The organism is Ruegeria sp. I1 (assembly GCF_056532675.1).
The window spans coordinates 646,967-672,791 of the sequence record NZ_JBQFNM010000001.1; the positions used below are offsets into that span (position 1 = coordinate 646,967).

At 57.6% G+C, this 25,825-nt stretch carries 19 protein-coding genes; 7 read left to right on the forward strand and 12 right to left on the reverse strand.

Annotation, left to right across the window (positions count from 1 at the left end; translation table 11 throughout):
* Positions 1 to 42: 42 nt before the first annotated feature.
* From ACR0DH_RS03285 to acs, 4 genes are all read right to left on the reverse strand, one after another.
* Positions 43 to 1,866: a DUF294 nucleotidyltransferase-like domain-containing protein gene (locus ACR0DH_RS03285; RefSeq protein WP_480852331.1), complete on the reverse strand. Its 1,824-nt coding sequence runs from the start codon at positions 1,864 to 1,866 to the stop codon at positions 43 to 45.
* A gap of 109 nt (positions 1,867 to 1,975) precedes the next feature.
* Positions 1,976 to 3,760, reverse strand: coding sequence for a sodium:solute symporter family protein (locus tag ACR0DH_RS03290; protein WP_480547136.1), 1,785 nt, complete (start codon positions 3,758 to 3,760; stop codon positions 1,976 to 1,978).
* Positions 3,761 to 3,767: 7 nt separating this feature from the next.
* Positions 3,768 to 4,052: a DUF4212 domain-containing protein gene (locus ACR0DH_RS03295; RefSeq protein WP_170530242.1), complete on the reverse strand. Its 285-nt coding sequence runs from the start codon at positions 4,050 to 4,052 to the stop codon at positions 3,768 to 3,770.
* A gap of 243 nt (positions 4,053 to 4,295) precedes the next feature.
* Positions 4,296 to 6,260, reverse strand: coding sequence for an acetate--CoA ligase (acs, locus tag ACR0DH_RS03300; RefSeq protein ID WP_480547138.1), 1,965 nt, complete (start codon positions 6,258 to 6,260; stop codon positions 4,296 to 4,298).
* 427 nt (positions 6,261 to 6,687) lie between these two features.
* On the opposite strand from acs, the gene ACR0DH_RS03305 reads away from it, so the two are divergent.
* The 3 genes from ACR0DH_RS03305 to ACR0DH_RS03315 are packed head-to-tail and all read left to right on the forward strand — an operon-like array spanning position 6,688 to position 9,801.
* The gene (locus tag ACR0DH_RS03305; RefSeq protein ID WP_480547140.1) at positions 6,688 to 7,704 is read left to right on the forward strand and encodes a C4-dicarboxylate TRAP transporter substrate-binding protein; all 1,017 of its coding nucleotides are present in this window, start codon (positions 6,688 to 6,690) and stop codon (positions 7,702 to 7,704) included.
* A gap of 60 nt (positions 7,705 to 7,764) precedes the next feature.
* Positions 7,765 to 8,394 (forward strand): TRAP transporter small permease subunit, encoded by a 630-nt coding sequence (locus ACR0DH_RS03310; protein WP_480547142.1) that lies wholly within the window; start codon positions 7,765 to 7,767, stop codon positions 8,392 to 8,394.
* Between the two features lie 3 nt (positions 8,395 to 8,397).
* A complete protein-coding gene (locus tag ACR0DH_RS03315) occupies positions 8,398 to 9,801 on the forward strand; it encodes a TRAP transporter large permease (protein ID WP_353007050.1) in 1,404 nt (467 codons plus the stop codon).
* Positions 9,802 to 10,058: 257 nt separating this feature from the next.
* Here the strand turns inward: ACR0DH_RS03315 and ACR0DH_RS03320 are convergent, their stop codons facing one another.
* The 3 genes from ACR0DH_RS03320 to rocF are packed head-to-tail and all read right to left on the reverse strand — an operon-like array spanning position 10,059 to position 12,949.
* Positions 10,059 to 11,099, reverse strand: a complete 1,041-nt coding sequence (locus ACR0DH_RS03320; RefSeq protein WP_480547144.1) for an ornithine cyclodeaminase — start codon at positions 11,097 to 11,099, stop codon at positions 10,059 to 10,061.
* A gap of 9 nt (positions 11,100 to 11,108) precedes the next feature.
* On the reverse strand, positions 11,109 to 12,029 hold the full coding sequence (gene ctlX, locus ACR0DH_RS03325; protein WP_480547146.1) for a citrulline utilization hydrolase CtlX: 921 nt from the start codon (positions 12,027 to 12,029) through the stop codon (positions 11,109 to 11,111).
* Positions 12,029 to 12,949 carry an arginase gene (rocF, locus tag ACR0DH_RS03330; RefSeq protein ID WP_480547148.1) on the reverse strand — a complete coding sequence of 307 codons (921 nt, stop codon included), beginning with the start codon at positions 12,947 to 12,949 and terminating at the stop codon, positions 12,029 to 12,031. The genes ctlX and rocF overlap by 1 nt, the downstream gene beginning before the upstream one ends.
* Positions 12,950 to 13,035: 86 nt before the next feature.
* On the opposite strand from rocF, the gene ACR0DH_RS03335 reads away from it, so the two are divergent.
* Together ACR0DH_RS03335 and mprF are read left to right on the forward strand one after the other, a co-directional pair.
* The gene (locus tag ACR0DH_RS03335) at positions 13,036 to 13,464 is read left to right on the forward strand and encodes an Lrp/AsnC family transcriptional regulator (protein ID WP_480547150.1); all 429 of its coding nucleotides are present in this window, start codon (positions 13,036 to 13,038) and stop codon (positions 13,462 to 13,464) included.
* A gap of 90 nt (positions 13,465 to 13,554) precedes the next feature.
* A complete protein-coding gene (gene mprF, locus ACR0DH_RS03340; RefSeq protein ID WP_480547152.1) occupies positions 13,555 to 16,164 on the forward strand; it encodes a bifunctional lysylphosphatidylglycerol flippase/synthetase MprF in 2,610 nt (869 codons plus the stop codon).
* 3 nt (positions 16,165 to 16,167) lie between these two features.
* Here the strand turns inward: mprF and ACR0DH_RS03345 are convergent, their stop codons facing one another.
* From ACR0DH_RS03345 to ACR0DH_RS03360, 4 genes are all read right to left on the reverse strand, one after another.
* Positions 16,168 to 17,727, reverse strand: coding sequence for an efflux transporter outer membrane subunit (locus ACR0DH_RS03345; RefSeq protein ID WP_480547154.1), 1,560 nt, complete (start codon positions 17,725 to 17,727; stop codon positions 16,168 to 16,170).
* 11 nt (positions 17,728 to 17,738) lie between these two features.
* Entirely contained in the window at positions 17,739 to 18,884 is a 1,146-nt protein-coding gene (locus ACR0DH_RS03350; RefSeq protein ID WP_480547156.1) for an HlyD family secretion protein, read from the reverse strand.
* Between the two features lie 21 nt (positions 18,885 to 18,905).
* Positions 18,906 to 19,262: a DUF3302 domain-containing protein gene (locus tag ACR0DH_RS03355; RefSeq protein ID WP_170530218.1), complete on the reverse strand. Its 357-nt coding sequence runs from the start codon at positions 19,260 to 19,262 to the stop codon at positions 18,906 to 18,908.
* 88 nt (positions 19,263 to 19,350) lie between these two features.
* Positions 19,351 to 20,118 carry a DeoR/GlpR family DNA-binding transcription regulator gene (locus tag ACR0DH_RS03360; RefSeq protein WP_480547158.1) on the reverse strand — a complete coding sequence of 256 codons (768 nt, stop codon included), beginning with the start codon at positions 20,116 to 20,118 and terminating at the stop codon, positions 19,351 to 19,353.
* A 179-nt stretch (positions 20,119 to 20,297) separates the two neighbouring features.
* Between ACR0DH_RS03360 and glpD the strand changes: the two genes are divergently transcribed.
* Positions 20,298 to 21,875 carry a glycerol-3-phosphate dehydrogenase gene (gene glpD / locus ACR0DH_RS03365; RefSeq protein ID WP_480547160.1) on the forward strand — a complete coding sequence of 526 codons (1,578 nt, stop codon included), beginning with the start codon at positions 20,298 to 20,300 and terminating at the stop codon, positions 21,873 to 21,875.
* Between the two features lie 189 nt (positions 21,876 to 22,064).
* Positions 22,065 to 22,625 carry a DUF2087 domain-containing protein gene (locus tag ACR0DH_RS03370; protein ID WP_480883920.1) on the forward strand — a complete coding sequence of 187 codons (561 nt, stop codon included), beginning with the start codon at positions 22,065 to 22,067 and terminating at the stop codon, positions 22,623 to 22,625.
* A gap of 61 nt (positions 22,626 to 22,686) precedes the next feature.
* On the opposite strand, the gene ACR0DH_RS03375 is transcribed toward ACR0DH_RS03370, so the two are convergent.
* Positions 22,687 to 25,824, reverse strand: coding sequence for an efflux RND transporter permease subunit (locus tag ACR0DH_RS03375; protein WP_480547164.1), 3,138 nt, complete (start codon positions 25,822 to 25,824; stop codon positions 22,687 to 22,689).
* Position 25,825: the final 1 nt, after the last annotated feature.

Below are 25,825 nucleotides of genomic sequence, written 5' to 3' on the forward strand. Positions count from 1 at the left end.
CCCTTCTTCAATTCATTTGCTCTACCAGAGCGTCAACAGATCCTAGCCCAGCATCCCTTTGCCATGACCAACCGCAGATTGCATTGTCTTAATCACCACAAAGGCGTCGCGCAGATGGCTGCGTTCGAAATCCGATAGATCCGAGGGGGGCAGGTAATTATCCGGGCCCGCGCCTGATTTGACCCTTCGAACCTGATGTTCCAGGCGGGTTTCAGCGATCAGGTCATAGGCATCCAAAAGGTCCCGTGCACCCGAGGGGCTGAGCACGCCAGCCGCCTCAGCCGCTTTCAGCCGCGCGCGGGTATTGGCTTCGGTCAACTGCCCTTGCAGGGCGTAGATGCGGCCCAGATCAACCACAGGCACCACGCCATTATGTTTTAGATCCAATGTGTTGCGATGTTCTCCTGACCGAACAGTGGCAAACCCGCGAAACAGCCCCAAAGGTGGGGTGTGCTTCAGCGAGTTTGCGATCATGTGGGCCACAAAGATCGAATTCGAACTGGCCGCTTTCAGCGTGTTTGCCTGAAGATCGGCAAACAGATCAAACGTGCCGCCGATGGGACGCAGGTCAAACATGACCGAGGCCAGCATCTGCGCCTCGGGGTTGGGTTTAGCGATCCAGCCGCTGAAATACTCGCGCCAGACCTGCAGTGGCTGGCACCAACGCGGATTTGTCGCCATCATGTCGCCGGGGCAATAGAAATACCCGCAGACATCCAACCCGTCCGAGACGAATTTGGCCAGAGATTGAAAGTAAGGCATGTCGCCGTCGGTGACACTGTCGTCCAGCATCAGGCAATTGTCCTGATCGGATACGCCTGTCTGTTCCTGCCGACCTTGCGAGCCACAGGCCAGCCACAGATAGGGAACAGGCGGTGGGCCGAGTTTATCCTCGGCCAGCGCAAGCAAGCGTCGTGTGGCGGTATCAGCGATATCGGTAATCAGACGTGTCACTATCTCGTGCCGGTTCCCTGCGGCCACAAGCTGGACCAGCAGTTGCGGTATCTCAGCCGTAACGGTTGCCATTTCGGCGGGGGAATCGGCATGGGCAATTCTGCGCACCAACTCAGCCGAGCTTACCGCTTGATAATGGGTCAGGTCGGTTTGTGTCACAATCCCGACCAGCTGACCGGCCTTACAAATTGGAATATGACCGATCCCACGCTCCATCATGATATGCAGCACATCAGACCCGATGTCCGTGGGGGAAAGCGTAATGGGGTTTGAGGTCATGATCTCCGATATCGGCGTGTCCGGGGGCAGTGCATCCGCCACGTATTTGCCTGAGATATCGCGCAGGGTTGCGATCCCCAACAACGCCTCGGAATCTGTCACGCAAAGGGATGAAATCTTCTTGTCGCGCATCAGGCGCGCGGCCTCGGGGACGGGGGTATCGGGTAGGCAGGTCGCGGGATCACGGGCCATCAGAACGTCGATGGCACTGGTGGCCAGGCTCTGCGGCCCGGAACGATCCCCACGGGTCCGGTTGAAAAACCGGGATACGATCTCATGCGAGGTGACCAGTTCCTGTACCAGATCGGGCGGTAGAATGATCAGGATGGATGCGCGTTGCGCGGTTGCGCGTGTCGCGGCTTTGCCATTACGCAGCAAGCCCCGTTCGCCGAAGGAATTGCGCAATCCGAGTTGCGAGACAACGGCACCGTTTTCATCCGTGATCTCAACCAGCCCTTCATAGATTAGAAACACGCCGGGCAGGGTGTGCCCCAGATCATAAAGCTGCGCATCCGCGTCCACATCCTGAATGTCCGCCCGGCGTGCGATATCTTCCAGCACGTCCTCGGCCAACGCGTCATAGGGATGGACGGATTTCAGAAACCGGGTGATCTGCGATTGGGACAGGGTCATCAGAACGCTCAATGATCTCCAAGCAAAAATCCCGCCCGGTGGAATGCCGGGCGGGAACAGTAAGTCGAAAGACGCGGCACATAGAGGTTATTCATGCACCGCATCATGCTCATTTATTCTGAGCTGCGCCAGCACCACGGGGAATGCGAACGCTTTCGACCAATTCAACGATCTCCTGCGGAGTCTCTTTGGTCATGCCGGCAACGACGTAGGCAACGCCGAAGTTGATCATTGCACCGATGGCGCCGAACGAGGTCGACTTGATCGGACCCAGCAGCGGGTCAGCATCGGTGAACGAGTTGGTACCCGGAATGAACAGCCAGCCTTTGTGCAGGAAGATGTAGACCAAGGTCACAACCAGGCCAGCCATCATGCCAGCGACCGCGCCGGTGTTGTTGATGCGGGTCGAGAAGATCCCCATCATCAGCGCCGGGAAGATCGAGGCTGCCGCCAGACCAAAGGCCAGGGCCACGGTTTGCGCTGCAAAGCCCGGTGGGTTCAGACCCAGCCATGTTGCGACCACGATGGCCACAGCCATGGCAATCCGCGCCGCCAGAAGCTCACCCTTTTCAGAGATCGACGGGTTGATCGCCCCTTTGACAAGGTCGTGGGACACCGCTGACGAGATCGCCAGCAACAGACCCGCAGCCGTGGACAGCGCCGCAGCCAGACCACCGGCAGCAACCAGACCCACAACCCAACCTGGCAGGTTGGCAATTTCCGGGTTCGCCAGAACCAGGATGTCGCGGTTGAACTTGGTCAGCTCGTTACCAACCCAGCCTTTTTCTTCCGCAATGGCCTGCATCGCTTCGGATTTGTCGTTGTAGTACTGGATTTTGCCGTCGCCGTTCTTGTCTTCCCAGTCCAGTAGGCCGGTTTTCTGCCACGTGGCCATCCAGTCATATTGTTGGTCGTTGTCGATCTGTTCGACACTCACAGCACCACCTTCGATGCCGCCATTGGGCCACATCATTTCACTGATGTTCAGACGTGCCATGGCACCAACCGCAGGGGCGGTCAGATACAGCAGAGCGATGAAGACCAGCGTCCAGCCAGCGGACCAACGGGCGTCAGAGACTTTCGGCACGGTGAAGAAGCGCATGATCACGTGTGGCAGACCGGCAGTACCGATCATCAGCGACAGCGTGAACAGAACCATGTTCAGCGTGTTCGAATGGTGGGCTGTGTATTCGTTAAAGCCCAGCTCGGTCACGATTGCGTCCAGCTTGGTCAGCAGCGGCTCACCACTTGCGGTGTCGCCAAACAGACCCAGCGCCGGGATCGGCGTGCCTGTCAGCTGCAACGAGATGAAGATGGCCGGGATGGTGTAGGCGGTGATCAGCACGCAGTACTGAGCGACCTGAGTGTAGGTCACGCCCTTCATCCCGCCAAACACCGCGTAGGCAAACACAACAGCGGCACCGATCAGCAGTCCGGTGGTGTTGTCGACCTCGAGGAAGCGGCCAAAGGCTACGCCCACGCCGGTCATCTGACCGATCACGTAAGTCACCGACGCCACGATCAGACAGACAACCGCAACAACACGTGCGGTCTGGCTGTAGAACCGGTCGCCAATGAATTCCGAGACGGTGTACTTGCCAAACTTACGCAGGTAGGGCGCAAGCAGCAGTGCCAGCAGTACGTAACCACCGGTCCAACCCATCAGGAAGGTCGAGTTGTCATAGCCGGTAAAGGCAATCAGGCCCGCCATTGAGATGAACGAGGCCGCAGACATCCAGTCTGCCGCTGTCGCCATACCGTTGGTGACCGGGTGAACGCCGCGGCCCGCAGCGTAGAATTCAGATGTGGACCCAGCGCGGGCCCAGATCGCGATGCCGATGTAGAGCGCGAAGGATGCGCCAACAAACAGCAGGTTGATGGTAAACTGATCCATGGTTCGCTTACTCCTCGTCCACGCCGTATTCAGCGTCCAGCTTGTTCATGCGCCAGGCGTAGTTGAAGATCAGCACCAGAAAGACCAGGATTGATCCTTGCTGAGCGAACCAAAAGCCCAGATCGGTGCCGCCGATGGCGATCCCCGACAGAAGCGGACGCAGCAGGATGCCGAATCCAAACGACACCAGCGCCCAGATGACGAGGCTGATGTAGATGAGGCGCAGGTTGGCCTGCCAATAGCCCTTATCGGCATCGGCAGCCTGCGCGGAGTTTGATGAATGATCCGCCATGCGGTGTCCTCCTTCGCTTCCCTCTTGGGCGACGCTGCACAACTCCTCCAGTGCGATGCGCCGCTTCTTGGTTGTGCCAAACGCCCCGTGACGTCCGGCAAAACTCCGCTGTTCCGCCAAAGCGGTTCAATCGAAGTATTCGGTTTCAGGATCAAAGCCTTGCGGCCTATCTCCTCCCATTCGTGTGTCTCATCGCCCGCGAGATCCTCCAGAGCGGGCGATGAGGTCGTCTTAGGTCAGGGCCTAGGTGTTGGCCCTGTTTTCGATCAGGTCTTCAACCACTGACGGGTCTGCGAGGGTTGAAGTATCGCCCAGGCTGCCAAAGTCGTTTTCGGCGATCTTGCGCAGGATGCGGCGCATGATCTTTCCCGAACGGGTCTTTGGCAGGCCGGGGGCCCACTGAATGACATCCGGGCTGGCAATTGGTCCGATCTCGGTTCGAACCCAAGTGCGCAGCTCTTTCAGCAGCTCATCCGAAGGTTCACGATCATTCATCAAAGTGACGTAGCAATAGATACCTTGCCCTTTGATTTCATGGGGATACCCAACCACGGCCGCCTCGGCCACAGCGGCATGTGCAACCAGCGCACTTTCCACCTCAGCGGTGCCCATGCGGTGGCCCGAGACGTTGATCACATCGTCAACGCGACCGGTAATCCAGTAGTCACCATCCTCATCCCGGCGGCAGCCGTCACCGGTGAAGTAGTAGCCCTTGTAGTCCGAGAAATAGGTCTTTTCGAACCGCTCATGATCTCCCCAAACGGTGCGCATCTGACCGGGCCAGCTGTCTTTGATACACAGAACGCCTTCGACGCCGTTGCCCTCGATCTCCACCCCGGATTGCGGGTCCAAAACCACGGGCTGAATGCCAAAGAAGGGTTTCATGGCCGAGCCCGGCTTCATCGCGTGTGCACCGGGCAGGGGGGTCATCAGGTGGCCACCGGTTTCGGTCTGCCACCATGTATCCACGATGGGGCATTTGCCTTTGCCGACAACCTCATTGTACCAGTTCCAGGCTTCTGGGTTGATCGGTTCACCCACGGTCCCCAATGTGCGCAAGTCGCTAAGATCACAATTCTCGACGAACTCAGTGCCTTGGCCCATCAACGCACGGATCGCGGTTGGGGCCGTGTAGAACTGATTGACCTTGTGCTTTTCGCAGACCTGCCAGAAGCGGCTAGCGTCCGGATAGGTTGGCACGCCTTCGAACATCAGCGTGGTTGCGCCATTGGCCAGCGGGCCGTAGACGATATAGCTGTGGCCGGTCACCCAGCCCACATCTGCGGTGCACCAGTAGATATCGCCATCGTGGTAGTCGAAGGTGATCTCATGCGTCATGGCCGCGTAAACCAGATAGCCCCCGGTCGTATGAACAACGCCTTTGGGCTGACCTGTTGAGCCAGAGGTGTAGAGGATAAACAGCGGATCCTCGGCGCTCATCTCAGCAGGTGCGCAATAGTCATCCGCTTCCAGCGCCATTTCGTTGTAGTCGCAGTCGCGACCGTCAATCCAAGTGGTCTGACCGCCTGTGCGTTTGACAACGAGGCACTTCACTATGTCCTTGCAGTGCAGCAGGGCCGCATCGGCGTTGGATTTCAGCGGTGTCTTACGGCCCCCGCGCGGGGCTTCATCTGCTGTGATGACGACCTTGGCGTCACACCCATTGACGCGCGCGGCTAGGGCGTCTGGTGAAAAGCCTGCAAAAACAATCGAATGGATCGCGCCGATCCGTGCACAGGCCAGCATCGCATAGGCCGCCTCGGGGATCATCGGCAGATAAATCACAACCCGGTCACCTTTGCGCACACCCAGCGTTTCCAGAATGTTTGCCATCCGGCACGTACGGCGGTGCAATTCGGCATAGGTGATGTGCTGGGCGGGATCATTTGGATCATCGGGTTCCCAAATGATCGCGGTCTGATCTCCGCGCGATTCAAGATGGCGGTCCAAGCAGTTGGCAGATACGTTGAGCGTACCGTCTGCGAACCAGTTGATCTTGACCGAGCCGAAATCGTAGTTGACGTCTTTGACCTGAGAGAAGGGTTTGATCCAGTCGACGCGTTTGCCTTGCTCGGCCCAAAAAGCGTCGGGGTCACTGATCGAAGCTGCATACATCGCGTCATATTTGGCGGCATCAACATGCGCGCGGGCGACGGTATCTGCGGATGGCGCATATGTCTTGGCATCTGCCTGGGCAGCGGTAGTCATTTTTGAGGCTCCTCCCTCTGGACTGGATAGTTCTGGATCTTCTTTGCCCGCTGAACGGGTAATGTCGATCCCATTCCTCCCCGAGCGCAGTATTGCTGCGTTCTGAAAATAAATAAATAAATTGCCGTAATCCCTGCATTTGTTTGTCAAAAAATTTCTAATCTTGGTGTAAATATGTAAAAAAATTTCCTTCTGTCTAAAATAAATACATAAAAACAAAGGGTAGAATGTAACACGTTTCGCAGCGGTTGAAGCAGCTCTAGTCGCCGCTTGGTCTCAGAGTCAGAGTAAACCCAAGCGTGAAACACAGCCGAGTCCAGAGCTTCGGGTATCCGTTGCCGCGTCTGCGGGGTTGGCAGATGCGGGGGTTGGCGCTAACTTTTCGCCAAGCGCTTCGGGAAGAGGCGCACATAAGGGAGACATCAGAATGAAAAAGTATTTGAGCGGTGCCGCTGTCGCCGCCCTTGGGATTGCCTTTGTGGCCGAGGCGGCTGCAACAGAGTGGAATGCCTCGGTCTGGGGCAAGCGGCGCGCCTTTACCGAGCATGTTGAAAAGTTATCCGAACTGGTGAACGAAAAAACCGGTGGCGAATTCACGATCAATGTCAGCTATGGTGGCCTGTCCAAGCCGCGCGAAAACCTGGACGGGATCGAGATCGGCGCTTTTGAAGTCGCGCAGTTCTGCGCAGGTTATCACCGCGACAAGAACCGCGCGATCACCGTGCTTGAACTGCCTTTCCTGGGCGTGAACAATCTGGAAGAAGAAGTTGCTGTCAGCCATGCGGTTTATGACCATCCGGCTGTGGCTGATGAAATGGCGCAGTGGAATGCGCGCATCCTGATGACCTCGCCTATGCCGCAATACAATCTTGTGGGCACCGGCGATCCACGAGATCAACTGGCCGATTTCGAAGGTATGCGTGTCCGTGCAACCGGTGGTCTTGGTCAGGCGTTCGAGGCCGTGGGTGGGGTTCCGACATCAGTTCCCGCAACCGAAGCCTACAACGCGATGGAATCCGGTGTTGTTGACACCGTGGCCTTCGCTCAGCACGCGCATCTGTCCTTCGGTACAATCAATGAAGCAGACTGGTGGACGGCGAACCTGAACCCCGGCACTGTGAATTGCCCGGTTGTTGTGAACATCGATGCCTATGAGGCATTGTCGCCCGAGCATCGCGAAGCGCTCGACAGCTCGATTGACGAAGCAATTGCGCATTATCTGGCGAATTACGGCGGTCTGCTCGAGCAATGGGATAGCGTTCTGTCCGAAAAAGGCGTTCAGAAAGTGATGATCGACGACGCTGTCATCGAAGAGTTCCGCACAAAGGCGGCTGACCCGATCCGTGAACAGTGGATCGCAGATATGTCTGCCCAGGGCCTTCCGGCGCAAGAGCTTTATGATCTTGTTCAAGCCACGCTGCAGCAACAACGCGGCGGGAACTGATCTTACATTCGGGCACCCCTAACGGGTGCCCGTATTGCTTCACTAAAAAGGATCACCGGAATGGCAGGTCAAGCCACGGTGCTGGAAGATGGCAGCCGCCTCAGCCAGCTGGATCAGCGTCTGCTGACACTCGAGCGGTTCATGGCGCTGATCAGCGGGTTCGCCGTGTTCAGCCTAATGGTTCTGGCCGTTGTCTCGGTCAGTGGTCGGAACGCCTTTAACGCGCCGCTGCCTGGCTATGTGGATTGGATCGAACAGGCGATGCCGCTGATTGCCTTTCTGGGCATTTCTTATGTGCAGCGCGATGGCGGGCATATCCGCATGGACATCGTGATCTCTCGCCTGCAGGGGCGGGCCCTATGGCTGTTTGAACTTATGTCGGTCCTTTTGATCCTTGTCCTGATGCTGGCCCTGGTCTGGGGCAGCTGGTCACATTTCGACCGGTCCTTCGATTTCGATGCTCCACTGTGGAGCCGCGACAGTTCAATCGACATTGGTATACCGCTTTGGCCTGCAAAACTGCTGGCGCCAGTGGCGTTCTCGGTGTTGTGCATGCGGCTGGTTCTGCAGGTTTGGGGATATGGGCGCGCCTTAGTGCTGGGTCTTGAGACGCCGGTTGCTGTTCCATTGATCCAAGATGCAGCCGCCCAAGCCGCTGCCGAGGCAGAACAGTTCGAAGGGCAGGACTAGCGCATGGATACGATTGAGATTGGCCTTTGGGTCACCGGAGGTCTGCTGCTTCTTGTTGTAACCGGGATGCGCGTGGCCTTTGCTGCGGGTCTGGCCGGGTTAATCGGGCTGATTTGGATTTTCTGGGCCAAGTTCGGCTACGATCCGGACCGTTTTGGCAAAGCCGTTACAGTGGCCGTGAAAACAGCCGGGCAGGTGCCGCATTCCAAAGTGGCGGCCCATACGCTCAGTCTGATTCCGACCTTCATCCTGATCGGCTATTTGGCTTATTACGCCGGTCTGACGCGAGCGCTCTTTGAAGCCGCCAAACGCTGGATTGCCTGGGTGCCCGGCGGGTTGGCTGTTTCGACCATTTTCGCCACCGCTGGGTTTGCCGCAGTATCCGGTGCCTCAGTTGCGACATCTGCCGTGTTCGCGCGCATTGCAATCCCAGAGATGCTGAGCGTGGGCTACAACAAACGCTTTGCCGCCGGGGTCGTTGCTGCAGGCGGTACCTTGGCCTCACTTATCCCGCCTTCGGCGATCCTTGTGATCTACGCCATAATCGTTGAACAAGACGTCGGTAAATTGCTTCTGGCGGGGTTCATACCCGGAGCGTTCTCAGCGCTTGTTTATGGCCTATTGATCGTCGGCATCGCGGTTGTGTTTAAATCGGTGGGTCCTCCGGTGACAGGTTTCAGTTGGAAACAGCGCTTCGCCGCACTGCCCGGTGCCATTCCGATCGTGGCCGTGATCCTGATTATCATCTGCTTTGTCTATAACCCCTTCGGCGACAAAGCCTGGGGTACCCCGACCGAAGGCGGCGCAATAGGGGCTTTCATCGTCTTCTGTTTTGCCCTGTTTCACGGCATGCGCTGGCCCGAGTTCAAGTCCGCCCTGCTGGAAACCGCCAAACTGACAGCAATGATCTTTTCGATCATCTGGGGTGTCTTGATCTATGTGCGCTTTCTGGGATTCGCAGATTTGCCGGGCGCATTCTCGGACTGGATTACGTCCCTTGAGATGTCCCCAATGTTGATCCTGATCTGCATTCTTCTGGCCTATGCTGTGCTGGGCATGTTCATGGATGCCATTGGGATGCTCTTGCTGACCCTTCCAGTTGTCTACCCGGCGGTGATGGCCTTGAATGGCGGTGAAACCGTCAGTGCGGCTGACAGCGCCTTTGGCATGTCCGGTCCGATGTGTGCGATCTGGTTCGGTATTCTAGTCGTCAAAATGGCCGAGTTCTGTCTGATCACGCCGCCCATTGGCTTGAACTGTTTCGTTGTCGCCGGCGTGCGGCCTGATCTGAGTGTTCAGGATGTATTTAAAGGTGTGACACCGTTCTTCATCGCGGATGCGTTGACGATTGCGCTGCTTGTGGCCTTCCCGGGCATTGTCCTCTTCTTGCCATCCTTGGCAGGGTAGGGGCCAGCGAGGCTCTGCCTCGCGCTCCGGGATATTTATAGCCAGATGAAGCAGGGATCCACTCTCTAAACTTCCGCCCAAAGAGCTTCACCTGGCGCGGTCATCGGCATCCCTGCCTGTACCGCCTCTCTCCATTTGGTGGCTTTGGTTAATGATCCATTACTTCATCTGGCCAAAAATATCCCGGCGGAGACGCCCGAAGGGCGGCGGGGGCAGAGCCCCCTCTTTCGCGACCTCGTAAACGAACGATGCGGGTGTTACTGCGCCCGCATCAACATCCCGAACAGATCACGCGGATCGTCCGGGTCCGCCAGCATATCGAGTGGCTCAAAAAACTCCGTCTCGGCGACCACGTTCTTGATGACCCGCAGGGCCGAGAAATCTTCGATGGCAAAGCCCACGCTGTCAAACAGAGTAATCTGCCGATCATCTTTGCGCCCCTCGGCTTGTCCCATCATTACCTGCCACATCTCGGTCACCGGATGATCGTCTTCAAGCGCTTGAATCTCACCTTCGATCCTTGTCTGCTCGGGGTATTCGACGAAGATTTCAGAGCGTAACAAAATATCGCGGTGCAATTCGGTCTTGCCCGGGCAATCGCCACCGATGGCGTTTATGTGCACACCGGGGCCGACCATGTTGTCGGTCAGGATGGTGGCATACTTCTTGTCTGCGGTGCAGGTCGAGATGATCTGTGCGCCTTCAATGGCGTTCTCGGCGGTTTTGCAGGATACGACGGTCAGGCCCTTGCCTTGCAGGTTGGCGGCGCATTTGGCGGTGGCGTTCGGGTCAATGTCATAAAGACGAACGGTGTCGATACCGCACATGGTTTTAAAGGCCAGACACTGGAATTCGGACTGCGCGCCATTGCCGATCATTGCCATCGTCCTCGCGTTTTTCGGGGCCAGATACTGGCCGACCAGGGCCGATGTTGCAGCAGTGCGCAGGGCGGTCAGCATGGTCATCTCGGTCAGCAGGGTCGGGTAACCCGTGTAGACATCTGCGAGCAGGCCAAAAGCCGTGACGGTCTGAAGGCCTTCGGAGGTGTTCTTCGGGTGGCCGTTGACATACTTGAATCCGTAAGCTTCGCCATCCGAGGTCGGCATCAACTCGATCACGCCATGTGGGGAATGGGCCGGGATACGGGGGGTTTTATCGAAGCTTTCCCACCGTTTGAAATCAGCCTCGATCTGCGCTGCGATCTTGGTGATCATCTGCTCGACCCCGACATGGTGAACCAGCCGCATCATGTTGTCGACGGATACAAATGGGACGAGGGCCTTATCTGACGGCTGCATTTCTTGCTCCTATCGGCGGGACAGGTGGATGCCCGCGATCATGCAGCGTACCGATCCACCGGCAGTTTCTATTGTTGGAACCGAAAGAGGCAATAGCGTTGCGCTTTCCTCAATCGTGGCAATCTGGTCAGGCGTCAGTGCCGCCAACGCTCGGCTGGAAAGAGCCAGCACCAACCCGTTACTACCGGTTAGCTCAATCGCGTTTCCGGCGAACTCAGCGATTTGTTGATGAGACAGATCAATGACCGTTCGTCCGGATTCCTCAAGCCGGAACTTGACGGTTTCCCGCCGCTCGGCATCAGGGATCATGTCTAGACAAATCAGTGCATATTGCGTGCCAATCGCCATGAGAACATTGGTATGATACACGTCGCGATTTGCCGCGTCACGAGCTTCGAAAGCGATGGGTTCATAGTTGAAATGCGTGCAAAACCTTTCCAGTAAAACCGGGTCGGCGCGGTTTGATTTCACGGTGTATGCAATGCGGCCAACGTGATCGAGCACCATCGCCCCGGTCCCTTCCAGGGCGAGATCATCCTGTTCAAGCCCCGAATAGTCGATGACATCCTGCACCCGGTATTCGCATTTCAGCAACTCGATGACATCCGAGCGCCGTTCACGTCTGCGGGACGGAACGAACATCGGGTAGATTGCCACGTGGCCTCCGGGATGGGTGGAAAACCAATTGTTGGGGAAAACACTGTCTGGCGTATTCAAGTCTCCGTGGTCGTCAAAGACATGCACGGTAACGCCCGCAGCGCGCAGCTGTTCAACGGCTTTGTCATGCTCGTCGCGTGCCGTGGCGGATGTGGCTTTGGTCGATCGGTTGGCCAGTGTTTGAAACGCATTGTCGTCGCGCGTTTCCGGATTGGATGTAAAAGCGTGCGGGCGGATCATGACGACTGCGGAAGGCGCTTGAAGAGACAGCATCAGAAGCTCCGGGTGGGGCGGTCAAAGATCCGGCGCCCCAACAGGGATGCAGCCAGATCGACTACCAGCTTTGCGGTGCGCCCGCGTTCATCAAGGAACGGGTTCAGCTCGACCAGGTCAAGCGAACAAACCAGCCCGCTTTCATGCAACAGCTCCATGGCCAGATGGGCCTCGCGCTCGGTCGCACCGCCAGGAACAGTGGTGCCAACAGCCGGAGCGATGGAAGGGTCAAGGAAGTCTACGTCCAGCGAAACATGCAGCAGGCCGTTTTCGGCGCGGACACGGTCCAGAAAGGCCATCAAAGGGGCTTTGATCCCATGTTCGTCTATGCTGCGCATATCTGCCAGCATGGCGCTTTTTTGCTCCAAAACGGTACGTTCCGCAGGGTCGACCGAGCGCAGCCCAATCATCCCGACGCAATCTGTGGGGATGGTTGCTGGAAGCGCGGGGAAGGCCTCGAACCCCGATTGCCCGGTGAAATAGGCCACTGGCGTGCCATGCAGATTGCCGCTGTCTGTGCTTTTCGGCGTATGAAAATCGCTGTGCGCATCGAGCCAGAGCACAAAGAGGGGGCGGCTCAACTGCTGTGCATGCGCGGCGATACCCGCAACCGTGCCCATCGACAGCGCATGATCGCCACCCATAAAGATTGGCGTGCCATCGGAGGCCGCCTTTTCAGCTGTTCGGCTCAAGGCGCGGGTCCAGCCGACGCATTCGGGTAGTGAGAACAGATGCGAATCCTGAGGTAGATCAACCTGATCGGGTTCGACATTGCCCCAGTCCGCAACCTTATGTCCCAGATTGGCAATTGCCTGTTCCAGCCCTGCTACGCGAAGGGCATCGGGGCCCATCCGGCATCCCTGACGCCGTTTTCCCGAATCCATCGGGGCCCCGACCAAAATAATCTGCTTGTTGTCCATAGGCTCATTTAGCCGCTCAATATATCTTGCTGGAAGCCCGCAAATTGTTCAAAATGGGCTTTGAAAATCCGAAATGGAAAGATCTAATGGACGAACTGGATACGCGCCTGATCAGCGCTTTGCATCGGGATGCGCGCGCATCCCTGTCGGAACTTGCGGAAACATTGGGCGTGACCCGCACGACCGTGCGCAGTCGGATGCAGCGGCTCAAACAGTCCGGCGAGATCGTCGGTTTCACTGTGCTGACCCGGCGGGATGAGGCTCAAAGCCCAGTACGTGGCCTGATGATGCTGGAAATCGAAGGGCGTGGCACCGAACGAACCATGGCGCGGATCGGCGCCATGCGTCAGGTGCGTGCCGTACATTCGACCAATGGCGGTTGGGATCTGATTGCTGAGATTGGCACCGAAACGCTGGTAGAGCTGGATGAAGTTTTGTTTCAGATCAGACGGATGGAAGGGATCACCCGATCCGAAACCAACCTGCTGCTGTCAACGCGGAAGGGGCGGTTGTGACGCCTCATCTTAGTTGCCCTAGCGCTTTGAACCGGAAGGAAATTGTGACACAGTCCCGTCAAGGGTGATCCACAGGCAGGGGCCAGAGCCATGACCGCACAAGACCAAGGCGTTGAGCCCAAAGCCCTGCAATGGGCTGAAAAGCTCACAGGCCTTCTGGAAAAGCCATGGGTGCGGATTGCCATTCCTGTTGTGATCACGCTGGTCGCTTTGACGATACTGCATGACCTGTCAGCGCATGTGAAGTGGTCGGATGTGCAATCTGATGTCGCGGCAACCCCGTGGACCGTGTTTTTCATCGCACTGTGCTGGACCGCTGTCAGCTTTTTGTCGCTGTCCTTCTACGATGTTTTTGCTGTCCAAAGTGTTGCAGACGGCGAGGTACCATTACCGGTTGCGGGCATGGCCGGGGCCAGTGGCTATGCGGTTTCGAACTGTCTGGGATTTTCATACATCACAGGTACCGCGATCCGGTATCGTATTTACGCTTCGCTGGGGTTGGATCTGGCGCGGGTCGCAGGGGTGATCGCCACGTCCTGGGTGGCGTTCTGGATGGGGCTGACTTTGATCCTGGGGGTGCTTTTGACGTTGCACCCGGATGGGATATCCAAAGTTCTGCCCATCAGTGAAACGGTTGAGACGGCTATTGGCCTGTTTTTGCTGGCCGGATTAGTGGCGGTTTTTGTCTGGTTGTCCAGCGGTGGGCGCCGGTTTTCATTTGCAGGGTTCGAATTCGATCTGCCCGGCGGGAAGCTGGCCAGCCTGTTGACACTTGCAGCCTTGGGCGACCTGTTTGGCGCATCCATGGTGCTCTACGTTCTGATGCCCGATGATCTGGGTGTTGGTTTCCCGTATTTCTTCGCGATTTATGTCGGGGCCATAGCGGTGGGTATCCTAAGCCATGCCCCCGGCGGGATCGGCGTGTTCGAGGCTACTATCATCGCAGGGCTGGGCGCATCGGGCCGGTCGGATGTGATCGCGGCGCTGCTGTTGTATCGCGTTGTCTATACCTTTTTGCCTTTCGCTATCGCAAGCTTGTCGATTGCCGTCGCCTCGGCCCTGACGCAACGCCACCTGATCGGCGGAGCGGCTACCTGGGTCTATCGAGCGATCCGCCCGATTGTTCCGATGGTGGCGGCGGGTGTAGCAGCGATTGCCGGTGTTGTTTTGCTGGTTTCAGGTGCTTTACCATCGAATTCGCAAAACCTCAGCGTCTTACGCGATGTGTTGCCCTTGTCGTTCGTCGAGGCCTCGCATCTGGCGGGCAGTGCAGTCGGCGTATTGCTGTTATTGGTCTCCAGGGGTCTGTTCCGCAAACTCTACCGCGCCTGGGTCGTCGCCATGTTGCTGATGGCGGCGGGATTTGCCGCATCGCTTGCCAAGGGATTGGATACTCACGAAGCCATCAGCATGCTGGGCACAATCGCTGTTCTTGCGCTGTTCCGAGGGGCGTTTTACCGGGTCAGCGGGGCGTCGATCTTCCGGCTGAACATTCCGTGGCTGATCAGCGTAGTCGTGTTGCTGGCGGTGATTTTCTGGATCGGCCTTTTTGCCTATTCCCATGTCGAATATCAAAATGCGCTGTGGTGGGAATTTGCTTGGAACGGCGATGCCTCACGCTTCTTGCGCTCGAGCCTTGTTGTGGCCGTGATTGTCGGCATCGTCGCGGTCACCTCGTTGTTCGGGCGCGAGATTCCGGTGCCCGAGCGCGTTGATATCCCCGAGGTCGTGGAACGGCTGGTGATGCAGAGCGAAGACACGGAGTCCCAGATTTCATTGACGGGAGACAAACAGTTCCTGATTGCACCGGATGACACGGCCTTTATTGCCTACGCGGACACTGGAAATGCGATCATTTCCAAGGGCGAACCTGTGGGGAATGAAAAGGCCGGGCAGCAACTGATCTGGCAATTGCGCGAGATGGCGGATCGAGAGGGCAAGCTATGCGCGTTCTACAGCGTTTCGACCAAATACCTGCCGACCTTCCTTGATCTGGGCCTGTCGATTCTGAAAATCGGTGAGGTCGCCCGCGTTCCGCTTCAGGGTTTCTCGTTGGACGGAAAATCCCGCAAACGGTTCCGGCAGGCCAAGAACAGGGCCGAGCGTGAAGGCTATGTGTTTGAGATCATCCCGAAAGAGGAACTTGCGCCGGTGCTGCCGGAATTGCAGAAGATCTCTGATGATTGGCTGGCGCAGAAGGCGGGGGCTGAAAAGGGGTTTGCATTGGGCGGCTTTGATGAGGCTTATCTGTCCTATTTCGATCATGCGGTGCTGAGAAACGGTGAGACCGGGCAGATCAAGGCCTTCGCCAATCTGTTTCAGGGTGGCAATAAATCCGAGCTCTCGCTAGACCTAATGCGGTACGAGCCCGACAGCCCCAGCTTTGTCATGGATGCGCTGTTTGCCGAGATGATGGTCTGGGGATCCGAGCAGGGCTTTCACTGGTTTTCACTCGGCGCGGCGCCGTTTTCTGGCATTGAAAACCGCCAACTTGCTTCAATCTGGAACCGGATTGGCGGGTTTGTGTATGAACACGGGGAACAGTTTTATCACTTCGAAGGGCTGCGGGCGTTTAAGCAGAAATTTGACCCGGAATGGAGCCCAAACTATCTGGCCAGCCCCGGTGGGTTCGCTGCACCGCGCATCCTCTATGAAGTGAATATCCTGATCTCGGGCGGTTTGCGCGGGTTGACAAAGTAAAGGTCAGTTCAGGCTGGCACCGGTTGGGGCCTGTTGCAAAAGATCACCCCAATCTGTGCGATACGCCATTTCGGCCAAAACCGTTTCGGGCAGGAATTCCCGGTTCTGGCGGATTTGCCAGCCGCCGCCCAGACCCTTGTAGACAGCGACCAGATTGCTGGACACCTCTTGCCGCGCCTCGATCAGATTGGCCTGAGACCGCAGCAGCGCAGTCTGGGTGTTCAGAATGCGAGAATAGCTGGCGATCCCATCACGATACTGGCTGATCGCGATCTCTGCAGCCTTGCGTGAGGCCTCGACGCTTTGCTGATAGAACCCGACCTGCTTGCGCGCCTGTGCATAGGCGACCATGGCGCTTTCCACCTCGGAATAGGCCGTTAGAACGGTGTTCTGGTAGTTTGCGATCAAAGCCTGATAGGCCGCGTCCTGCGCCCGCACGTTGTTCTTGATGCGCCCGTAGTTCAGTACGTTCCAAACCGCACCCGCGCTGGCCAGACCCGTCGTGCTGTTCGAGCTAAACAGATCGCGCCCGCCCGAAGCTTGCAATCCGATTGAGCCAGACAAGACAAACTGTGGATACAGGTCCGCCATGGCGATACCCACCTGCGCCGATTGGGTGGCCGCGGCCAGTTCGGCAGCGCGGACATCAGGGCGACGGCGCAGCAACTCGGCCGGAACGCCCACGGCGACACTGGAGCGCGCCGAAGGGATGCGACCGGAATTGCCCAGAAGGTTGGTCATCCGCGAAGGTGTCGCGCCCAGCAATACGGCCAACGCATTCTTGGTCTGCTGCAGATCGCTCTCTAGCTCGGGCACCAGCGCTTTGGTGTTGTTCAACAGGGCGGTTGATTCCTGAACGTCCAGTTCGGTGGTGACTCCGTTGTTGAACCGCAATTGCGTCAGATCCGCCGAGTCTTGCTGCAGCTTGATGTTTTCACGGGCAACGGCCAGCGACTCCTGCAACGCGCGGATATTGACGTAAAGCGCCGCGACATCCCCGGTCAGCGTGACCAACGCGTCATCATAGTTCGCCACCTGCAAGGCGAGGTTCGACCGTGCCGCCTGCACGCCGCGACGTTGTGCGCCCCAGACGTCCAGCTCCCATTGGGCATCAAAGCCCACTTGCGAGGTCGAAAACTCTGTATCCAGCGGGATGATCCGATTGATATCTGCAATCGGACCAAGATTGTCACTGATCTCGCGCCTTTGCAGGGACCCGCCAAGCGCCTGCGATTGCGGATAAAGCTCACCAAAGGCGATCCCCAGCTGCGCCCGCGCTTGCAATACGCGTGCCCCTGCAACTTGCAAGCTCAGGTTCTGGGCATAGGCTTCGGCCACCAGTTTGTTCAGGGTGGGGTCATTGAACGTCTCCCACCACTTCACAACCGGCGCGCTGCGCGCGGTCAGACCGCTTTGTCCTGCGCTTGGGCTGTTGACCTCGATCCATTCTTTCACGACCGGCGAGTTCGGGCGCACGAAATCGGGCCCCAACGGCGTGCAGGCGGCCAACATTGCCGCGCACAGGGCCGTCCCTATCAAATTGCGAAAGGTGGCCCGTTTCATGGTCTGCGTCCTCAAATGTCCAGCGGTCGGATGAAGTTGGCGAAGGAATAGAGGCGAATGTTGATGCGTCTCAAGAACTCAAAACTTTTTCCCTGACCGGTATAGATGGCAACAGCAGCGTGACCGCCCGCTGGCAGGATATGTTCTTCAGGCATCTCGACCGTGATCTGAACCGCGATCCGACCCGGCAGTTTCGGCAGTTCAAAGCCGGGCAGGCGGCCCGACGGCAGATACTGTCCCTGGCGCGTGGCCCACCAGATCGCCTCGACTTTGCCGGGTAGGATCTCTCCGGGGTAGAGGTCCAGCGCGACCTCAACCTCTTGCCCAACCTCGACAAATTTCAGGTTCTGCTGACGGAACGTGGCCAGCAGATAGGGGTTATCTTCGGTCACGAAGCTGGCAATCGCGCCCAGACGGATATCGCCAACGACCAGACCGGGGCGAGCCTGTTGCGAGACGATCATGCCGTTTTCAGGGGCGTAGATCGTCGTGTTGTTCAAGAAGTATTCGGCCTCGGCCAGCTGCGCCTGTGCTTGCAGAATGCCGGTATTCACCCCATCGATCTGGGAGTCTTGTGCCAGAACCGCCTTTTGCAGGTTCGCGGTCGCCTGTTTAACACCTGATGTATCTTCGGCTACCTGTTCGTTCCAGCGGTCCAACTCATCTTGTCGTGCGCCGCCGGCAGGAACCAGGTTTTCGTACCGGGCTTGTTCGGTCAGCGCATAGTCCAGCTGTGCATTTGCCCGCTCTACCGCTTCGGTCTTGGCAATCACGTCCTGTTCCAGAATTTTTGCATTCTGCTGCGCTGCAACCAATTGAGCTTGTGCATTGTCGACCGCGAGCGAGAACACCGTGTCATCAAAGCGATAAAGCGGATCGCCCTTTGTCACAGGAGTGTTCGGTTCAACCAGAACTTCGGTCAGGATGGTGGGCTGCGTCAGCTTCGGGACGATCTGAATGGTGGATCGCACCACATGGCTATCGACCGAGAAGGGTTGAAAGAACCGCAACGCAACAAGGAATATCAGCAGCAAGTGCGCACCCACCCAAAACGAGACGATGCCCCAGGCGATGTTGAACTTGAGCCACTCCATCTTGAAGAAGATGAACCAGACAAAAATGATGTAAAACAGCGTAATGCCGAGGGCGACGAACATGTCTGAGTGTTTCCTTTGGCCTTAGCTTTTCTGCGTCTCGTCGGACGCGGCCTGATATTCTTCTTTCACCGTTCCTCCCAGACGTTCAATGTCTTTGCGGATGGCTTCTTTTTCTTCATCCGGCCCACGGCGCATATCGACCGTGATGCCGTCATGGAATGCCCACATAAAAGCATGGACCCAAGGCACAACAGCCAGAAATCCCATCCAACCCATGATCTTCACTGCCTCGGCATGCGGATGGTTGCGTTTGATCGCAATCCGACCGGGCAGCCCCATAAGGAACAGAAAGAGGCCCATCACTGCGGCCAGAAGCAGGATCAGTGCAACAAAGGTCAGGTAGTCATAATAGCCCAGAGGTTGCCCCAATAGTCCCATGCTCGCGCCTCCTTTTCTGGACGGTGGCCCTATCCTCAGGTTTAGGCAGGGGATCGTCAATCTATTTGTAGTGGATTTACGCGGCAGTCTACGAGCTGTCGCAGATACGAACCTTGGTTTCCCAGGCGACACATTTCTGCACCAAATCCTCGGGCAGCAGCTGATCGGTATAAAACGTATCCATCTCAGCCATTGAGGTGATCCGAGCCGGTGCAGAGCGATGGAATTTCGAATGATCTGCAACCAGAAGGCTGCGCCGCGCCTGTGCGATGATGGTTTGGCTGACATGGACTTCCTGAAAGTCAAAATCCAGCAGATCGCCATCTGCATCCAGCGCCGAACATCCAATCACCGCGTAGTCGAATTTGAACTGGCGTATTGTCGACACGGTCAGGTTGCCGATCAGCCCCCCGTCCGAGCGGCGCAGCATGCCACCCGCCACCACGATTTCGCAATCCGGGTTGTCGACCAGAATATTGGCGACATTCATGTTGTTGGTCACCACCATCAGGTTCTTGTGGTTCAGCAACTGGCGGGCAACTGCTTCGGTTGAGGTGCCGATATTCAGAAAAACCGATGCACCATCGGGAATATCCTGGGCGCAGGCCTGCGCCATCAGGGTCTTGGCGTCGGCATTCAGGGTGCGGCGATCCTCATATCCGATATTGGCCAGGCTCGACCGTAGAACCGCGCCACCGTGTACTCGGTCTAGCTTGCCGGCCTCTGCCAGTTCGGACAGGTCACGTCGGATGGTCTGGACAGTGACCCCAAACCGTTCGGCCAACCCATCGACCGTAACGCGCCCTTCGGTGCTGGCGATCTCAAGAATATCAGCTTGGCGAAAGGACAGGGACATCGGCGTTTCCGTGTGGTTCAGACATCTTCGTTTATGTTCTTTCACTTCGATTTGGCAAGTTTCCCTGCGGGAAATTCATGGCTGTGTTGCAAAACGAAAATAAACGAACATAAAGCTTGATCATGCGAAGGGTGCTCTGATTAATGCAGGCAACCGGATTTGAGTGGGAATCATAGGCCATGACTTCGACAAACGATAATATCACTGACCTGTTCATCATCGGCGGCGGGATCAACGGCTGCGGTATCGCGCGCGACGCTGCCGGGCGCGGGTTGTCGGTGGCCTTGGCTGAGATGAACGATCTGGCCTCAGCCACCTCGTCAGCCTCGACCAAGTTGTTTCATGGGGGTCTGCGCTATCTGGAGTACTTCGAAATCCGGCTGGTACGCGAAGCGCTGATCGAGCGTGAGACGCTGCTGCGCGCGATGCCGCATATCAGCTGGCCGATGCGCTTTGTGCTGCCTTACCACAAGGATATGCGGTTCGATTCCGAAACGCCGACCTCAAAACTGCTTAGCACGGTCATGCCGTGGATGCGCGGGCGGCGTCCGGCCTGGCTGATCCGGTTAGGGTTGTTTCTGTATGACAATCTCGGCGGGCGCAAGATCCTGCCGGGAACCAGCTCTCTGAACCTGAGCAGCGCACCCGAAGGCGCGCCATTGCAGAAAAAGTTCGAAACCGCCTACGAGTATTCTGATTGCTGGATCGAGGACGCGCGGTTGGTCGTGTTGAACGCCCGCGATGCCGAGGCGCGCGGGGCGCAGATCATGGTGCGGACCGAGGTGACATCGGCCCACAGGGTTGACGATCTGTGGGAAGTTACGGTCAGGGATCGCGACAGTGATGAAACGCGGGTCATCCGCGCCAAGATGCTGATCAACGCCGGTGGCCCCTGGGTTGGTGATATCATTCAGTCCAAAATCCATGTGAATTCGCGCGAAGGTGTGCGGTTGGTGCGCGGCAGCCATATCGTGACGCGCAAGCTGTACGATCATGACAAGTGTTATTTCTTTCAGGGTGAAGATGGGCGCATCATCTTTGCCATCCCGTATGAGCAGGATTTTACGCTGATCGGCACAACTGATCAGGACCATGCGGATCCGTCTGAACACCCGGTTTGTACCGAGGCCGAGAAGGATTATCTCTGCGCCTTTGCAACCAACTACTTCGCGCAACCAGTCACCAAGGACGATATCGTATGGACCTATTCCGGCGTGCGCCCGCTCTATGACGACGGGGCCAGCAGCGCGACGGCGGCGACGCGGGATTATACGTTGAAGGTGAACGCAATCGGCGGCGCGCCGGTGCTGAACGTGTTCGGCGGCAAGATCACCACCTATCGCCGTCTGGCTGAAAGCGCGCTAGAGAAGGTGGGCGAGCATTTCCCGGATTTGCCAGGCCCCTGGACGGCGGGTGTGGCTCTGCCTGGCGGGGATTTCCCTGTTGATGGCGTGCAGGCGCTAAGCGACAAGCTGGTTGCAGACTATCCATTCCTCGACACCGCATGGGCAGCGCGCCTGATCCGTGCCTACGGGACCGAGGCGCAAGAGATCCTGGGCGATGCAACAAAGGCTGCCGATCTGGGCGAGGATTTCGGCGCAACGCTCACCGGGCGCGAGGTTGCCTGGCTCATGGACAAGGAATACGCGCGCAGGGCCGAGGATGTGGTCTGGCGGCGCAACAAGCTGGGTTTGCGACTGAAGCCTGAGCAGATCGAACGGATCGATCAGTGGATGGCGCAGCGCCTGCAGGCATAGGTCATCGAAGGCTTGGCTGCCGGGGCAGAGCATGTTAGCCCTTGGGCACGGTCGGCAGACACCGAGGCGTCGCTGCTCCTGCGGGAGAGCTAAACCTGCCATTCAGATTGAAACGACATCGCAATTCCTAGGGGCGTTGTTTCGTTAAGTCAGCGACCGACGAGCGTATGAAACGCCCGATATGGATGCATGATGACCAAAACTCCGATCCCTTTGCACGTGGATGACCTGACCGGGTTTGCGCGCGCTTTGAACCACCAATTGGGTGAGGCCAGCCCACCTCATCTCAGCCTGATGAACATGCTAGCCCGCGCGGCCGGGTTTCAGAACCTGCAGCATATGCGGGCCGCCAACGCGGCCAAGCGGCGTATCGAAACGCGACCCGATGCAGAGCCGCTGGACATGCGGAGGGTCGAGCGGGCGTTCATTCAATTCGACGCCGCAGGGCGCCTGAAACGATGGCCGTCCAGGCGCTCTGTGCAGACCCTTGCCCTGTGGGCCCTGTGGGCCAGCATTCCTGCGGGGATCAGCCTGCGAGAGGCCGAAGTCAATGAACGGCTTGTGCAAGAGCACCTGTTCGATGACCCGGCGACCTTGCGGCGCACTATGATCTCATGTGGGCTGCTGACGCGACAAATCGACGGTAGTGACTATCGCCGGATTGAGCAGGCCCCACCACCAGAAGCGCAGGCCGTAATCCGCGAGGTTGCTTTGCGACGACGCAGCCGGGCAGAGTTGACCACCGCATAGCTGAACAGCAAAAAGCCCCGTGGCCAGCACGGGGCTTTTTCATGTTTTATCGCAGGTGATCTCAGCTGGTCTCAGTTGCCGGATCAGGATCACGTTTGCTGCCCTTTAACCATTCGCGCAGGCTCTGCATCAGGGCATACAGCACCGGCACAAGGATCACGCCGACCAGGGTAGCTGCGAGCATGCCGCCAAACACGGCCACACCGATGGCCTTCTGGCTTGCGGCACCAGCGCCGTTGGCCGCCAACAGCGGAACAACCCCAAGCAGGAAGGAAAGCGCCGTCATCATCACCGCGCGGAAACGCTGATAGGCGGCCTCGGCTGCCGCATCCTTGATCGACAGACCTTTGGCGCGCTGCTCCATGGCGAATTCCACGATCAAAATCCCGTTCTTCGAGGCCAGACCAACCAACATGATCATCCCGATCTGGGTATAGAGGTTGATATCACTGCCCACGATGGCCACGGCGGCGACCGCCCCGAAGAGGGCAACGACCACCGATAGTAGGATCGACACGGGCATCGACCAACTCTCATACTGGCCGACAAGGAACAGGTAGCCAAACAGGATCGCCAGCCCAAGGATGATGATCACCAGACTGCCCGAGGCCAATTGCTGCTGCGCCGTCCCCGTCCATTCGAAGGCATAGCCGGGGGGCAGGGCGGTGGCGGATTCCTCGGTCATCACACTGATCGCGTCGCCACTAGATAGCCCTGGTGCGGGCACTGCCGTGACTGTGGCCGAGCGGAACAGGTTGTGCCGTTTCAGCAGAACCGGGCCCAGCACGTTTTCCACATCGATCAACGTACCGAGTGGCACCATTTCACCTTGTTGAGAGCGAACATAGAGGTTCGAGATATCCTCGACATTGTCCCGATAGGTTCCATCTGCCTGGATCATCACCCGATAGACCCGACCAAACAGGTTGAAGTCGTTCACGTAATACGATCCCAGTTGCGCCTGCATGGTTTGGAAAATTTCAGCCACTGAAACCTGCAGGGTCTTGGCCTTTTCCCGATCCAGATCGACAAACAACTGCGGAACGTTGGCGCGAAAGGTCGTGTAGGCTTGGCCGATTTCTGGCCGTTGATTTGCCGCGTAGACAAAGGATCCCACGGCCGAGGCCAGATCTTGTGGTGTGCCACCTCCGGTTTGCTGCACCTCCATCTCAACCCCAGCGGACATACCGAGGCCCTGAATGGGGGGCGGATTGAATGCCAGGACCGAGGCTGCGGATTCGCCGTTCGCAATCGCCAGTATCTTGGCGAGAATGGCATCAGCACTCAGATCATCCTCTTGCCGGTCATTCCAGTTGTCCAGGTTGACGAAAATCGCAGCGCCGTTGGTGGTGGTTCCATTCAGCATGGAAAAGCCGTTCACCAGAACGGTGCTTGCGACACCGGGTATCTCGCGTATCTGATCGTCCAGACGCGCGGTCACCGTCTCGGTCCGCTCCAAAGTGGCCGCATCCGGCAGTTGAACATCGACGAACAGATAGCCGTTATCCTCAAGCGGGATGAATCCACTGGAAGTGTTGGACATGATCGTTCCCGTTCCCATCGCAAGCGCTACGATCACGCCTAGGGCAACAACCGGCAAGATCAGCAACTTACGCACGATCGAGACATAGCCGTTCCGCACAGTTCCGATAAACCCTTCGAACAGAGCCAGCACACCTTTTGGAGGGCCGGAACGCGCCCGCAGAACCAATCCGCACAGCGCTGGCGATAAGGTCAATGCGTTGATGGAAGAGATCACAACAGCCGTCGAAATGGTCACCGCAAATTGCGAATATAGCTGGCCTGAAATGCCGGGCATGAAGGTCACGGGCACAAACACCGCCAGCAGAACCAACGTGGTTGCGATGACGGGGCCTGTGATTTGGCCCATGGCTTTGCGCGTGGCTTCGGCCGGGGGCAGGCCTTCGTCTGCGATGATCCGTTCGACGTTTTCCACGACCACGATGGCATCATCCACCACGATCCCGATGGCCAGCACCAATGCGAACAGTGAGATCGTGTTCAGCGACATGCCAAAAGCCAGAAGGAAGGCAAAGGTGCCGATCAGTGACACCGGAATGGCGACGGCTGGAATGATTGTAGCCCGCCAACTGCCGAGGAAGACAAACACCACCGAAATCACAAGGATGAATGTCAGGATCAGGGTCGAAACCACATCGTTCAGAGACGCCTCGACAAAATCCGTGGTGTTGAAGGGCACATCATATTCTACATCCGTTGGGAAGGAACGCGACAGCCGTTCCAACTCGGCCTGAACCCGTTCGGAGACAGCCAGCGCGTTTGCGCCCGGGGCCTGATAAATGCCAATCACGGTGGCGGGAACGGCCTGGAAATAGCCCGAGGCCGAATAGAACTGTGCCCCAAGCTCAACCCGCGCAATGTCACGAACACGCACGATCGACCCGGCATCGCCGGTGCGGATCACGATATCCCCGAATTCGGCAGCAGAGGTCAGGCGACCCTTGGATTTGATCGTGTATTGAAAGGTTTGCCCCTCGGGCACGGGTGGCGAACCGATCGAACCCGCCGAAACCTCGATATTCTGTTCCCGAATGGCGTTGATCACGTCACCGGGTGTGATCGACAGGGCCGCCATCTTGTCCGGGTCCATCCAGATGCGCATGGCATATTCCAGATTGGTCAGAACATCCGCCTTGCCCACACCCTGAATCCGCGCCAGCGCGTCTTTCAGGTTGATCGACGCGTAGTTCGACAGGAACACGCTGTCATAGGTCTCGTTTGGCGAGGTCAATGTCACCAGTAACAGCATATTGGTTGATGCTTTCTGCGTAACCACGCCAGAGGACGTTACCTCGGTTGGAAGCGAAGACATGGCCTGCGCCACGCGGTTCTGCACATTGACCGAAGCGATATCGGGGTCGGTGCCAACCTCGAAGGTAATATTCAGCGAATACGAACCGTTATCGGACGACGTTGACGTCATGTAGATCATGTCGTCAACGCCATTCACCTGCGCCTCAATCGGAGCAGCGACGGTGTTTTCCACCGTCTCGGCATTGGCGCCGGTGTAGGTGGTGGTCACACTGACAACGGGTGGCGTGATGTCCGGGAACTGGGCGACCGGCAGAACCATATAGCCGATGCCGCCCATGATCGTCAGGACCAGCGAAATGACAAGCGCCAGCTTGGGCCGGCTGATGAAGAGGGCCGAGAACATG